Source organism: Desulfocurvus thunnarius (assembly GCF_055390965.1).
In genome coordinates this window covers 2,251,631-2,264,079 of the sequence record NZ_AP042411.1, presented here as the reverse complement: position 1 = coordinate 2,264,079, position 12,449 = coordinate 2,251,631, and the positions used below count along the sequence as shown (strand labels likewise).

Below are 12,449 nucleotides of genomic sequence, written 5' to 3'. Positions count from 1 at the left end.
CCGCCCGGGCGCACGGGAAGCCGTCTGTGCGGGGCCGGCGCGGCGTCATACCGCGTTATACCCCGCCTCGAACGCCGCGGTGTTGCCCTTTTCGAATTTCTCCTTGCCCTTCTTGCGGAACATGTTGTTCATGCCGCGCATGCCGTCCTCGAAACTGAAGTCGTTGAGCAGCTTGAGGATGGCCGCGGTCATGATGATATTGGCGCCCTTGGGCTGCCCGATCTTCTGGGCCAGCGAGGAACAGGGCACCCGGTGCATGGACACGTCCGCACGCGCAAACCCCTCGCCGCCGACCAGGTCGCTGTTGGCCAGGATGATACCGTTTTTCCTGACCAGCGCCCCATACATGGTCAGGGCGGACTCGCTCATCGCAAGCAGCAGGTCGGGCTCGTCGAGGGACGGGTTGAAGACCATGTCTTCGCTGTACTTCACGGTGCAGTTGGCCGAGCCGCCGCGCATGGCCGAGCCGTAGGAGGGGCTCCAGGTCGCGGTGCGCCCGTTGAACAGGGCAACTTCGGCCACGATCAGACCGCAGGTCAACACGCCCTGGCCCCCCAGTCCGGCAAAGAGTATCTCGCGCATCAGCGTTCCTCCCGTTTCTTGAATTCGCCCAGCGGATAGTAGGGGATGATTTCCTCCTCGATGCGCTTCATGGCGCCGAGCACGTCCAGCCCCCAGTTGGTCGGGCAGGGCGAAAGCACCTCCACGGTGGAGTAGCCTTCCTTGTTGACCTGGGCTTCCAGGGCATTTTTGATGTACTTTTTCACCGTCATGATCCGCTTGGGGCTGGTGACCGCGCCGCGCGCCGCGTAGGCCACGTCGAACTGGCTGGCCACCAGCTCGGGGAAGCGTAGCGGATTGCCGGTCACGGAGCAGTCGCGCCCCTTGGGGGAGGTGGTGGTCTTCTGGCCGGGCATGGTCGTCCAGCTCATCTGGCCGCCGGTCATGCCGAAGTTGGTGTTGTTGATGGCGATCATGGTGATGTTTTCATTGCGGTAGGCGGCGTTCAGGGTCTCCGCGATACCGATGCTGTAGGCGTCGCCATCGCCCTGGTAGGCCACGATGGTCACGTCGGGCATGCAGCGCTTCATGCCGGTCGCCACGGCCGAGGCCCTGCCGTGCGGGCAGTGCAGGCGGTCCGTGACGAGGCCGCCGCCGAGCAGGCTCGAACAGCCCACGCCGATGGGGAAGACGATGTTGTCGTCCTGCCCGAGTTCCTCCAGGCATTCGGCGATCAGGCGGATGACGATGCCGTGCCCGCAGCCGGGGCAGAATCCGGTCTCCCTGTCGATAATGGCAGGGACTCTACGCGAAACGGCCATTAGTACACCTCCTTGCGGGCGCCGGACACGACCTGCCCGAACCCGTCCATGATGAACTTGCGCGAGGGCAGGCCGTACACGCAGGGCAGAGCGTGCGTCGGGATGTAGCGGTCCCGGAACACCGTTTTGACGGCCAGGGCCACGTCGTCCACAAGCTGCCCGGTGGCGTTGGCTTCCACGGTGATGAACCCCTTGACTCCGGGGTTCACTTCGGCGAACGCCTTGACCGGGAACGGCCAGGCCGTGATGGGGCGGATCAGGCCCACCTTGAGGCCCTGGGCACGCATCTCACGGGCCACGCCCTTGACCGCGCGGCCGGGCAGGCCGTAGGCCACGAACACGTAGTCCGCGTCCTCGACGTTTTCCGACTCCCAGCGCTGCTCCTCGGCCCGGATGGTTTCGTACTTCCTGTTCAGCAGCACCGCTTCCTTCATGGAATCGCGCTCGAAGATGCCGATCTTCTTGTAGCTGTACTTGCCGTCGAAGCCCCAGGGCAGCTTGGGGGGCTCGATGAAATCGGGCAGGTCGCAGGGCTCCATCATCTGGCCCAGGGCGCCCTCGGTCATGAAGATGGTCACCACGCGGTATTTCTCCGCCAGTTCGTAGGCGGTGCGCATCAGGTCCACGGCTTCCTGGACGGATGCGGGGCAGAGCACGATGCAGCGGTAGTCGCCGTTGCCGCCGCCCCGGGTTTCCCGGAAGTAGTCGCACTGGGAGGAGAACAACGTGCCGAGGCCGTTGCCGTAGCGTACGACGTTGACCACGACGCAGGTCAGTTCCTCATCGGAGAGGACCGACACGCCTTCCTGCTTCAGGCTGATCCCGGGGCCGGACGACGCGGTGAGCGCGCGCACCCCGCAGGCGGCGGCGCCCATGACCATGTTGATGGCCGCCAGTTCGCTCTCCGACTGGATAAATTGACGGCCCAGTTCCGGCAGTCGCTTGGCCAGGTATTCCATGATCTCCGAGGAGGGCGTGATCGGGTACCCGGCGTAGAAACGCACGCCCGCCCGCACGGCCGCCTCGGCGATGGCGACATTGCCTTTCATCATTTCAGCCATAATACGCCTCACTTACATACGCTTTGTGTCCGGAGCCTTTGGGGATGCCGCAAGGCTCCGCAAGAAGTTCGCTGCAAACCGCCGCCCGGGGCTGCCCCGGTGCGTCGCCGTCTCCCGGGGCGGGGCGGCTCAAGCCGAAGCGGCCTGCGCTCCGGCGGCCTTTTTGTCCACGGCGCCGTCGATCCTGAACACCCGGTCCGGGCACACGATGTAGCAGATGCCGCACTTGATGCATTTGGCGTCATCCACCTGCACCGGCCTGTACCCGGCCTCGGTGAAGGCGGCGGAAAAGGAAAGCGCCTCCTGCTTGCAGTTGGCCACGCAGAGGCCACACTGTTTGCAGCGGCTTTGGGTCACGGTGATCCTGTCCATTGTCTCTACTCCATGCGGGCGGTTGTGGGCCGTTCCTGACGGCCGTTTGCAAAGGTTTTCCCGCCCGCAGCGCCGCACCCGCTCGGAGCTGCGGACGGGAAAGGGAAACTCAGGCGGCGGCCTCCACGGGCACACCCACCTGCTCGGCAAAGCGGCGCTTGTAGCGGAAGGTCAGCAGCGCGCTGACCACGCCGAGGGCGCACATGACGATGTCGTAGATGAAGATGTAGTTGTAGGCCGCGTTGCCGTAGGTATCGAGCCAGTGCCCGAAGAGGATGAAGATGAAGAGGTCTGGCGAATAGCCGATGGCACAGACGATACCGGCGGTGATGGCCGCATACTTGACCGGGATGCGCACTTCGGACGGCACGGCGAACATGGTTCCGCGCGCGGTGAAGGTGAACACGCCCATGAGCAGCATCAGGATGACGGCGACGGCGATGGGCGTTTCAGGCGGCAGGAACATGATGGCCGTCACGACCACGGCCGCGCCGATCCAGGAAAGCAGGAGCACCTTGGTCACGGAGCCGAACTTGTCGCCCAGCACGCCGCCCACGGGGGACATCACGAAACGGATGCCGTAGGTGCGGATGATGGCCAGGCCTCCGGAGAAGACCACGGACACGCCCAGCACGTTGGTGAAATAGGGCGTGAAGTAGGAGATGGAGCAGTACAGGGTGTAGGTGGAAAAGACCGCGATGCCCGCGAACCATGTGCCCGGGCAGCGCAGCACGACAAAGAAATCGCTCAGGGTGATGGGGGCCTTGGCCTTGTCGATGGTGCCCTTTTCCTTGAGCTTGGCCGGGCCGTCCACAAGGAAGTAGAGCACGGCGCTACAGGCGATGCCGCACAGGCCGAAGAAGATGAGCACGGCCTTGAAGCCGAAGACCTCGTCGACATACCAGGCGAAGACGCTCAGGGCGATGGTGTTGACGATAACGCTGCCCAGCCCGGCAAACGCCTCGGCAAAGCCGAAAACCTTGCCCTGGTTGTTCTCGTCCGTCAGCAGGCGCACGACCTTGATATGCGCCGGGAAAAGCAGGAACAGGCCGGTGACGGCAAACCCCGCGAACACGAACAGCGCAAAGTCGTAGTTCAGGTTGTACGCCAGCAGGATGGACAGGAGCGAGGTGCCCATCAGGCCGCAGATGTACATGGTCTTGTGGTTGAATTTGTCCGAGAGGATACCGCCGATGGGCGCACCCACGATGTTGCCCCAGCCGAAGATCATGACCAGGATGCCGAGCTGGGCGTTGGTCGCGCCCAGGGCTTTCAGGGTCGGGTCATAGAACACGTACTGCACAAACGGTGCGGCGTAGGTGATGGCGTAGGCCATTCCACAAAAAAACAGGGTGAGAAACGTCTTGGGGCTGAACGTCCGCTGTCGCGACATAAACCTCTCCTTGCCTGGTTAAGGGTTTCCCTCGCGGCGGAAACGCGGCACCATCGTTGCGCGGTGTCCTTCCGCCTCACACCTCCGGGATGCGGGGCATTCCGCTGCCCCCCGGGAACGGGCCCACGGGGCCTCGTCCACGATCCCTTCCATTCAGAACGCCCCTGCCGCGCGCCTGGCGCATGCGACCGGGCGAGGCCGTCTGCGTCCGCCGCGCGGGCGTTCATGATGCCGCCAGGATCCCCGGGCTCTCCGAAAACGATTTGCGTACCGGCCCATCCCGGCCTCCGACCTCCTGCGCCGCCCGGCGGCCCGTGCCGCAGGGCACAGCCGCCGGGTGGGAGGCACACCCGGCGGCGGCCCTCAGCCCGCCGCCCGCGCCAGCAGGCAGGCGAGCGCGATGGAATTGACTTTGACCTCCGCCGAATCCGAACGCGAACCGAGCACCACGGGGTGCGTGGTACCCAGGATGACCCCGGCCCACCGGGCCTTGTTCAGGGTCAGCCAGGACTTGCCGAGGGCGTTGCCCGTCTCGATGTTGGGCGCCAGGATGAGGTCCACATCCCCGCTGATTTCGCTGGCGATGTGCTTGTGCTCCGCGGCCGCCCGGTCGAAGGCCACGTCGAAGGCTATCGGGCCTTCGAGAATGCAGGGCAGGGTTTCCCCGGCCGCCGCCATGCGGGCCAGGGCTTCGGCGTCCACGGTGGCGGGAACTTTGGGGTCGACCATCTCGTTGGCGGTCAGGGCCGCGACCTTGGGCCGGGCAAAGCCCAGGCGCTGCATGGCCTGGAGGGCGTTGTGCAGGATGCCGGCCTTCTGCTCCAGGCCGGGGGCCGTGTTCATGCCGCTGTCCGAGCAGAAGATCAGCTTGTGGTATTCCCTGACCTCGTAGACGGCGAGGGCACTGAGCAGCGCCCCGCTACGCAGGCCGTATTCCTTGTTCAGGATGGCCCGCAGGTAGGTGGAGGTATTGATGGTGCCCTTCATCAGCACGTCGGCATCGCCGGAACGCACGGCCCTGACCGCGACCGCCGCGCACTCCTCCGGGGCCTCGCAGGGCAGCACGGAGTAACGGCCGAGCCCGACTTCGGCGCACAGCTCGCGCAGCCGCCCGTCGTTGCCCACCAGCACCGGGTGGATGAAGCCGTGGGCCTGGGCCATTCTGGCGGCGGCGAGGATCGCGGGGTCTTCCGCCGCGGCGATGCAGACCCGGAACCTCGGGCCGGAAGCGACCCGTTGGAGGAGTTCGGCAAACGTTTTCATCATGAGCGGCCTCGCAGAAACTTTGAAAGTCCATCTGTTTTAGAACATCGTTCTATTTTTGTGGCGTGCCGACGCCACTGCCATGTGCCGACAAGCCCTCCCGCTCCATGGCGGGAATCAGTCCGGCCACCGTCCGACAATGCCTGCCCTGCCGGGCGGGCGTCAGTATTCCCTGGCGACCTCGTCGCCGCGAAGCACCCGCAGGGCACCGAGGGCCAAAGATTCCATCTCCTTCTCCCCGGCCAGCACGACGACGGGCGCGAGGAAACCCACGTGCCCGATCACGCCGTCGACAACGCGCCGGGAGCGGGCAATGCCGCCGGTGATGATGATCCGGTCGACCCTGCCCTGCAACGTGGCTCCGTATTTCGCGATTTCGCAGGCCACCTGATAGATGAAGGCGTCCATGATCAGGAGCGCGCGTTCGTCCCCGGCCTCGCAGCGGGCCTCGATCTCCAACATGTCCTTGGTGCCGAGGTAGTCGTACATGCCGCCGCGAACGCTCAGCCGATCGACCATTTCCTTGTGCGTGTACCTGCCGCTGTAGCAGAGGTTGACCAGCGGATAGGCGGGCAGGCCGCCGCTGCGTTCGGGCGAGAAGGGGCCGTTGCTGCGCCCGCCCGAGCCGTCCACCATCCTGGCGCCGGTATGCGCGGCGACGGAAACGCCCGAGCCCAGGTGGGCCACGATGAAATTGTAGTCCGCATAGACGCCGCCGAGCCGCCGTGCCACTTCGCGGCAGACGGCCTTCTGGTTCAGGGCGTGCATCCAACTGGGGCGTTCCAGATCGGAAATGCCGGAAATCCTGGCAATATCCCAGAACTCGTCGACCGAGACGGGGTCCACGGTATAGGCGGGAACCCCGGCTTCGTCAGCCAGCTCGCGCGCCAGGATCGGCCCGAGGTTGGAGGGATGTTCCCCGAACTTGGCCACCTTCAGGTCGCCAAGCATCGGAGGGGAGATACGGTAGGTGCCGCCGGGCAGACGCTTCAAAAGCCCCCCCCGGCCCACCACACAGGCAAAGCCGCCCAAGGGCATGTCGCGCTCGCGCAGTTCGGCCAGGATGGCCGCCTTGCGCATGGGGCTCTGGGCCACGACCGAGGGGAAGCTGTTGATCAGCTCCTGGGAATGCGGGACGTTGGTATTGAAGAGTTCCCGCTCGCCGTCGAAGGCGGCGATCTTGGTGGACGTGCCGCCCGGATTGATAGCCAGAATACGCATGCCGTTCTCCGTTGCGTTCTTTCCGGCCTTCGCTCGCGCGGCACCGCCCTGTCGGCGCGCCCTGGGCGCGCGGGGGCAGGCTAGAGCAAGCCGGAAATATCCGCCGAGGTCTGCTTCAACTGTTGTACGATGAGCTTGATCTCGTGATTCCGCAGGCGCTGGGTCGGGCCGGAAACACTTATGGCCGCGACCGCTTCGCCCTTTTTGTTCAGGATCGGCACGCCGACGCAGGTCAGGCCGATTTCCTGCTCTTCATTATCCATGGCGTAGCCCTGCTCGCGCACTTTTTTCATTTCAGCAAGCAGCGCCGGGACATCGGATATCGTATTCACCGTATACTTGATAAACTTATAATTCTTCAGCGTCCGCTCGGAGATGCCCGGAGAAAAAGCCAGCAGGCATTTCCCGACGGATGAGCAATAGCAATCCATTATCGAACCTATTTTGGGGCTCACAGAAAGAATATTACTTTTGCTGTCTTCCTTGAGCACGATCACGCTGCGGTACACATCCACGGAGCTGACATCGAGAATGGAAACATTGACAGACTCGTTGAACTCCGCATGCAACCTGACGGCAAACGGACGATAGAATTCATATTTGTTTATCTTGTTGGCCATTGATATATAAATTACGCCAAGACCGTACTTTCCTGAACTCTTATCCTGCTCCACAAAATGCTGGGATTCAAGCGTCTGCAACGTCCTGAATACCGTACTCTTATATATCCCGAGATCCTTGCTGATCTGTGAAATGCCCACAGGCTCCTCGTGTCTGTTGAGATACAACAGAATATCCAGGGCTCTTTCCACAGATTTGATGTTTGTCGACATGACTTCTCTGCTCCTGCTTGAACGGTACGTTATTTTGTTGGAATCGGCGCTACCGTCCAGCCTTTAGCACAGAAATACAGTTCCCGCAGCACGGCCCCTCCGGGCCTCGTTCTATCTGTCAGAACGATGTTTCGTAACTGACAGGGCAACACTGCGACCGGCGGCATGAAAAGTCAAGCCCGAAAAAAACAACGCGCCGCATTTTCCTCTTCTCGCGGGGAGCTTCCCGCCGCAAACAGACAAATAAATACAATAAAATCAGCAAAAAATCCACGAGGCAGAAATTTGCAGAAAAAAGAACGTCGTTCTATTTTGTAGAGACGCCCGGTCACAGACCGGCCCACTCTGTTGACACAACTCGTGTTTTTTGGCATGCTTCGCAAATATAGAATATCGTTCCATTTGACGGAACGACATGCAGCGCGCATACTGTCCGCCAGGGTCTCCGGCCAATCCGCCCGGGCGGGCAAAAAGCACGTGCTCCAAAGACGAACAGCAAGGTCCGCGTATGCTCCAGCAGGAATCCAAAGGCGTTGCGGTCGCCAACCTGACCAAATCCTTCGGGGAGCTGACCGTTCTCGACAACATCAGCTTCTCCATCGCCGAGGGCGAGCTGCTTGCCTTCGTGGGCCCCACCGGCTGCGGGAAAACGACCTTTCTCAACTGCCTCGCCGGGCTCACGCCCCCGTCTTCCGGCAGCATCGCCATCGGCGGAGAACCCGCCGACCCCGCGAAACACAACCTGGCCTACGTCTTCCAGGAGCCGACGGCCCTGCCCTGGCTTACGGTTCGCGAGAACATCGCCTACGGCATGCGCATCAAGCGCCTGGGCGCCAGGGTCGTCCGCGAACGCCTGGACAGGATCATGGCCCTGGTCGGCCTGGCCGACATGGGCGACCTCTACCCCAACCAGATTTCGGCCAGCATGATGCAACGGGTCGCCGTGGCCCGGGCCTTTGCCGTGGAGCCGGACCTGCTGCTCATGGACGAACCCTACGGGCAGATGGACATCAAGCTGCGCTTCTACCTTGAGGACGAACTCGTCCGCCTGTGGGACACGCTGAAAAGCACCGTGCTCTTCGTGACCCACAATATCGAGGAAGCCGTGTATATCGCCGACAGAATCATCATTCTGACGCCCAAGCCCACCACGGTGCGCTCGGAGATCGTGGTGGACCTGCCGCGCCCGCGAAACGTGATTGCTCCGGAATTCCTGGCCATCCGCCGCAAAGTCACGGAACTCATCCGCTGGTGGTGACCGGGAGGGGACGCCGCGCAACCGGCGCCCCACGCCGCGCATGGCGGGGAAGGAAAAGATGAAGACAACGCCGCATCCAGGCCGAAACAGGGTCCGCCTCCGGCTGCTCTCCCTGGGCAGCCTGATCGCCTTCGTGCTGCTCTGGCAGTTTTGCGTCGCGCCCGAGGGCGTCCACGACTGGCGCGTTCCCCACACCATGCTGAGCCCGCCCTCGGAAGTGGCGGCCCTGTTCGTGGACAAGCTCACCAACCCCAAGCCGGACGGCGAAACACTGGTGGTGCATGCCTGGGTGAGCATGCAGGAAGCCTTCCTTGGCTATCTGCTCGCCCTGCTTGTCGGCCTGCCCCTGGGGCTGGCCATGGGCTGGTTCAAGACCGTGCGCGGCCTCTTCCGGCCCCTCTTCGAGATGATCCGGCCCATACCGCCGGTAGCCTGGATTCCGCTCACGGTGTTCTGGTTCGGCATCGGCCTGGGCGGCAAGGTCTTCATCATCTGGATGTCCGGCGTGGTGCCCTGCGTCATCAACGCCTACATCGGGGTGTCCATGGTCAACCCGACCTATATCAACATGTCGCGCACCTACGGCGCGACGAACTGGCAGATATTCACCAGGATATGCATCCCCTCGGCCCTGCCCATGGTCTTCGGGGCCCTGCAGATCGCCCTGGTCTATTGCTGGATCACCCTGGTGGCGGCGGAACTCCTGGCGTCCGACAAGGGCATCGGCTACCTGATCACCACCGGACGCTTCCTCGGCCGGACCGATCTGGTGCTGGTCGGCATGGTCAGCGTCGGGCTCACAGGAGCCCTGATCAGCCTGATCATCGACAGGATAGAAGCCAGGCTGCTGGCCGGGCTGAGGAGATAGGCATGGCCGCGACACAACACCCGGCCCCCGGCCCGTGCAAGCCCCGGGCGGCGGCGCCTTCGCCCATGAACGAGCCCCTCGGCTCTTCCCGGCGCATCTTCAGTTTCAAAAGCAGCGAGTACCCCCTCTACATGGTGTCGCTCGTCTCCTTTTTCGCCGTCTGGCAGTGGGCGGGTTCCGCCTTCCCCGGGGCCGGGGCCGCGCTGGCCACTCCCACCCAGGTCGTGGCCAGCCTTGCGGACCTCTCCTCCTCCAACTTCGCCGGGCTGACCCTGCCGGGGCACATCTGGGCCAGCGCGGTCCGGGTGCTGGCCGGGTTCGCCATCGCCGTGGCCCTGGGCATCCCCATCGGGCTGGGCATGGCCTACAGCCCGGTGTTCCGGGCGCTGTTCAACCCCATCTTCTGCCTGCTCAAGCCCATGCCGCCCCTGGCCTGGATATCCGTGGCCATCCTGTGGATGGGCATCGGCGAGGCCCCCAAGATATTCATCATCGTGCTCGGCTCGCTGATTCCCGTCATCCTCAACTCCTACAACGGGCTGCTGCTCATCGACGAGGAAATGTACGACGTGGTCAGGATGCTCGGCGGCAGCCGCTGGGACCGCATCCGGCTGGTCAGCGCTCCGGCTGCCCTGCCGAGCATCGGGGCGGGCCTGCAGATAGCCATCTCCGTGGCCTGGGGCAGCGTCGTCGCCGCCGAGATGGTCAGCTCGCGCTCCGGGCTGGGCTTCATCATCATGCAGGGCATGAAAATATCCGACCCCGGCATGATCATCAGCGGCATGGTGGTCATCGCCCTGCTCGCATTCTTCTCCTCCCTGCTGGTGGAGGCACTGCTCAGGCGCGTGTGCGTCTGGCGACAGGATATCAGGGGCCTATAGGAAGGCGCGTGATGGACAAAACGGCGGCCCATATCGAATGTGACGGTGTGACGAAGAGCTACCTGCAAAAAGGGAAGGTCGTCCCCGTGCTGGACGGCCTCTCCTTCGGCGTGCGCGAGCGGGAACTGCTGGTCGTGCTCGGGCCCGGCCAAAGCGGCAAGACGACCCTGCTGCGCCTGATGGCCGGGCTGGAACGGCCCGAATCCGGATGCATACGCATGCACGGCACCCCCGTGACCGGCCCGAGCAACGACAAAGGGCTCGTGTTCCAGAGCTATATGCTCTTCCCCTGGCTGACGGTTCTCGGCAATGTGGAGATCGGCCTCGACATCCAAGGCAGGCAGACCGGCGCGAACCGCGGGCAGGTGCGGGAAAAGGCCCGCGCCTATCTGGACATGGTCGGCCTGTCGGGGTTTGAGAACTACTACCCGCACCAGCTTTCCGGAGGCATGAAGCAGCGCGTGGGCATCGCCAGGGCCTACGCCCTTGAGCCGCAGGTCATGCTGCTGGACGAACCCTTCGGCCAGCTCGACGCCCAGACGCGCCTGAGCATGGAGCAGGAAACGGAGCGGATCTGGCAGGCGCACAAGAAGACCATGGTTTTCGTCACCAACAACATCGACGAGGCCGTTTTCCTCGCCGACCGCATCGTCATCCTCGAAGGCAAGCTGCCCGGCCGCTTGGCCGCCATCCGCAGCGTGCCACTCCCCCGGCCCCGCGACCCCATGGACGTGGCCTTCCTGCAACTGCGGGAGGAAATCACGGCCATGCAGAAGCTCGCCCTGTAGCCCCCCCTGGAAACGGAAGCCCGGGGCGGTGCGCCTCTCCTCCGGGTTGATGCGCCTCCGGCGGCCCAAGGGCTGTCGCCCTCGGGTCTCCCATTCGGGGCGGGCGCCCAATGCGGGAGTCTCAAGGGCCCGTGGCCCTTGAGCCGCCGGAGGCTCGTCAATCCCCGGGGGCATGCACCGCCCCCGGGCTTCCGCCCACCCCGCCCCCCGGGCCCGGCCAAGGGGCCGTCTTTACTGCCGAACTGGCAAGACAGCGAAGACAGATTCGCTGTCTATTTACATTATGCTGTCAAGCATGCTATATGCGCCGGAACGCACCGGATGCGGCCCGCGCGCGGCGTCCCGCCCTGCCGTCGTTTCCCGGCGCGGCCTGCGGCGGCTGTTCCGGTCGGCGCGGGCAAGGGCAAGATCATGGCCGACGAGGACAAGAAGCAGCTTACCCTGCGCATCCCCCAGGACGTACACCGCAAGGTGCGCCTGCTGGCCGCCCTGCGCGACCAGACCATGACCGAACTGTTCGTCGCCCTGGTCGAAAAGGAATACGAAAAGCACGCCAAGGACACGGGCCCAGTGCAGCTCAAGCTGCCGACCTGAAGCCAAGGAGGAAGGCGGATGCGCGCGAGCACCATGCCGTTCACGACCATCACCCTGGACAATGGCCAGGGCGGCTCCATCACCTTCAAAGGCGCCCTCTACGCCCAGACCTCCTTTTTCGAGGAGGACACCGGCGTGCTGACCAAGCAGGAGCTCTACTCCACCGCGGACGGCCACCAGGCCTTCGCCCTGGTGTCCACCGACGGCGACGTGAAGCGCAAGAGCGCCTACATCGTCCGCCGCCAGGGCGACATGTGCGTCCTGGACAACGGCGAGCGCACCATGAGCCTGCCCTACGACTGGCTGATGATGTTCACCCAGGCTTTGTGGGACATCGACCTGGAGGAGCAGCGCAGGCGCTGCGCCTTGGACCAGGACCACGACGCCGCCCTGAACGGCTGATCCCCCGCCCCGCCCCCCCGCGCCCGCTTTCCGCGACGCCCGCCCGGCCGGGCTGCGGCGCCCGAGGGCGTGCCATCGGCGCCCCGGTTCTTCGCCCTTTCCGCCATATCCGGCTCCGTCGGCGCCCCAGGCGCCCCCGCCGAAAATCTGCGCCCCGCCGCGCGATTTCACTGTGCCGTCACCGGCCCGCCCC

14 protein-coding genes are annotated in these 12,449 nt (G+C 64.2%); 6 read left to right on the top strand and 8 right to left on the bottom strand.

The genetic code is table 11. The features are described from left to right. Positions 1–45 precede the first annotated feature (45 nt). The 8 genes from ACZ5KV_RS09885 to ACZ5KV_RS09850 all read right to left on the bottom strand — a co-directional run bounded on the left by ACZ5KV_RS09885 (position 46) and on the right by ACZ5KV_RS09850 (position 7,465). On the bottom strand, positions 46–582 hold the full coding sequence (locus ACZ5KV_RS09885) for a 2-oxoacid:acceptor oxidoreductase family protein (RefSeq protein WP_464239134.1): 537 nt from the start codon (positions 580–582) through the stop codon (positions 46–48). Next, entirely contained in the window at positions 582–1,322 is a 741-nt protein-coding gene (locus ACZ5KV_RS09880) for a thiamine pyrophosphate-dependent enzyme (protein ID WP_464239133.1), read from the bottom strand. Before ACZ5KV_RS09880 ends, ACZ5KV_RS09885 begins: the two co-directional genes overlap by 1 nt. Further along, the gene (locus tag ACZ5KV_RS09875) at positions 1,322–2,383 is read right to left on the bottom strand and encodes a 3-methyl-2-oxobutanoate dehydrogenase subunit beta (protein WP_464239132.1); all 1,062 of its coding nucleotides are present in this window, start codon (positions 2,381–2,383) and stop codon (positions 1,322–1,324) included. Before ACZ5KV_RS09875 ends, ACZ5KV_RS09880 begins: the two co-directional genes overlap by 1 nt. A 129-nt stretch (positions 2,384–2,512) precedes the next feature. Then, complete coding sequence (locus tag ACZ5KV_RS09870; RefSeq protein ID WP_464239131.1) at positions 2,513–2,755, bottom strand: 4Fe-4S dicluster domain-containing protein; 243 nt, start codon at positions 2,753–2,755, stop codon at positions 2,513–2,515. Positions 2,756–2,864: 109 nt separating this feature from the next. Next, the gene (locus tag ACZ5KV_RS09865) at positions 2,865–4,148 is read right to left on the bottom strand and encodes an MFS transporter (protein ID WP_464239130.1); all 1,284 of its coding nucleotides are present in this window, start codon (positions 4,146–4,148) and stop codon (positions 2,865–2,867) included. 363 nt (positions 4,149–4,511) lie between these two features. Next, positions 4,512–5,414 (bottom strand): phosphate acyltransferase, encoded by a 903-nt coding sequence (locus tag ACZ5KV_RS09860; protein WP_464239129.1) that lies wholly within the window; start codon positions 5,412–5,414, stop codon positions 4,512–4,514. Between the two features lie 159 nt (positions 5,415–5,573). After that, on the bottom strand, positions 5,574–6,632 hold the full coding sequence (gene buk, locus ACZ5KV_RS09855) for a butyrate kinase (RefSeq protein ID WP_464239128.1): 1,059 nt from the start codon (positions 6,630–6,632) through the stop codon (positions 5,574–5,576). Between the two features lie 80 nt (positions 6,633–6,712). Then, positions 6,713–7,465, bottom strand: a complete 753-nt coding sequence (locus ACZ5KV_RS09850) for an IclR family transcriptional regulator (RefSeq protein WP_464239127.1) — start codon at positions 7,463–7,465, stop codon at positions 6,713–6,715. Positions 7,466–7,973: 508 nt separating this feature from the next. Between ACZ5KV_RS09850 and ACZ5KV_RS09845 the strand changes: the two genes are divergently transcribed. From ACZ5KV_RS09845 to ACZ5KV_RS09820, 6 genes are all read left to right on the top strand, one after another. Next, on the top strand, positions 7,974–8,723 hold the full coding sequence (locus ACZ5KV_RS09845) for an ABC transporter ATP-binding protein (protein ID WP_464239126.1): 750 nt from the start codon (positions 7,974–7,976) through the stop codon (positions 8,721–8,723). A 58-nt stretch (positions 8,724–8,781) separates the two neighbouring features. Next, a complete protein-coding gene (locus tag ACZ5KV_RS09840; RefSeq protein WP_464239125.1) occupies positions 8,782–9,591 on the top strand; it encodes an ABC transporter permease in 810 nt (269 codons plus the stop codon). Between the two features lie 2 nt (positions 9,592–9,593). Continuing rightward, positions 9,594–10,472 carry an ABC transporter permease gene (locus ACZ5KV_RS09835; protein ID WP_464239124.1) on the top strand — a complete coding sequence of 293 codons (879 nt, stop codon included), beginning with the start codon at positions 9,594–9,596 and terminating at the stop codon, positions 10,470–10,472. A gap of 11 nt (positions 10,473–10,483) precedes the next feature. Then, the gene (locus ACZ5KV_RS09830) at positions 10,484–11,260 is read left to right on the top strand and encodes an ABC transporter ATP-binding protein (protein ID WP_464241830.1); all 777 of its coding nucleotides are present in this window, start codon (positions 10,484–10,486) and stop codon (positions 11,258–11,260) included. 411 nt (positions 11,261–11,671) lie between these two features. Next, positions 11,672–11,854, top strand: a complete 183-nt coding sequence (locus ACZ5KV_RS09825) for a hypothetical protein (RefSeq protein ID WP_291498413.1) — start codon at positions 11,672–11,674, stop codon at positions 11,852–11,854. Positions 11,855–11,872: 18 nt separating this feature from the next. After that, positions 11,873–12,256, top strand: coding sequence for a hypothetical protein (locus tag ACZ5KV_RS09820; RefSeq protein ID WP_464239123.1), 384 nt, complete (start codon positions 11,873–11,875; stop codon positions 12,254–12,256). The last annotated feature ends 193 nt before the right edge of the window (positions 12,257–12,449 follow it).

Excerpts from the sequence above, each read along its gene's own strand:
- ACZ5KV_RS09840 (WP_464239125.1), top strand. The coding sequence starts at position 8,782 with ATGAAGACAACGCCGCATCCAGGCCGAAACAGGGTCCGCCTCCGGCTG.
- ACZ5KV_RS09820 (WP_464239123.1), top strand. The coding sequence starts at position 11,873 with ATGCGCGCGAGCACCATGCCGTTCACGACCATCACCCTGGACAATGGC.
- ACZ5KV_RS09875 (WP_464239132.1), bottom strand. The coding sequence starts at position 2,383 with ATGGCTGAAATGATGAAAGGCAATGTCGCCATCGCCGAGGCGGCCGTG.
- ACZ5KV_RS09860 (WP_464239129.1), bottom strand. The coding sequence starts at position 5,414 with ATGATGAAAACGTTTGCCGAACTCCTCCAACGGGTCGCTTCCGGCCCG.
- ACZ5KV_RS09830 (WP_464241830.1), top strand. The coding sequence starts at position 10,484 with ATGGACAAAACGGCGGCCCATATCGAATGTGACGGTGTGACGAAGAGC.
- ACZ5KV_RS09835 (WP_464239124.1), top strand. The coding sequence starts at position 9,594 with ATGGCCGCGACACAACACCCGGCCCCCGGCCCGTGCAAGCCCCGGGCG.
- ACZ5KV_RS09870 (WP_464239131.1), bottom strand. The coding sequence starts at position 2,755 with ATGGACAGGATCACCGTGACCCAAAGCCGCTGCAAACAGTGTGGCCTC.
- ACZ5KV_RS09885 (WP_464239134.1), bottom strand. The coding sequence starts at position 582 with ATGCGCGAGATACTCTTTGCCGGACTGGGGGGCCAGGGCGTGTTGACC.
- buk (WP_464239128.1), bottom strand. The coding sequence starts at position 6,632 with ATGCGTATTCTGGCTATCAATCCGGGCGGCACGTCCACCAAGATCGCC.
- ACZ5KV_RS09865 (WP_464239130.1), bottom strand. The coding sequence starts at position 4,148 with ATGTCGCGACAGCGGACGTTCAGCCCCAAGACGTTTCTCACCCTGTTT.
- ACZ5KV_RS09825 (WP_291498413.1), top strand. The coding sequence starts at position 11,672 with ATGGCCGACGAGGACAAGAAGCAGCTTACCCTGCGCATCCCCCAGGAC.
- ACZ5KV_RS09880 (WP_464239133.1), bottom strand. The coding sequence starts at position 1,322 with ATGGCCGTTTCGCGTAGAGTCCCTGCCATTATCGACAGGGAGACCGGA.
- ACZ5KV_RS09850 (WP_464239127.1), bottom strand. The coding sequence starts at position 7,465 with ATGTCGACAAACATCAAATCTGTGGAAAGAGCCCTGGATATTCTGTTG.
- ACZ5KV_RS09845 (WP_464239126.1), top strand. The coding sequence starts at position 7,974 with ATGCTCCAGCAGGAATCCAAAGGCGTTGCGGTCGCCAACCTGACCAAA.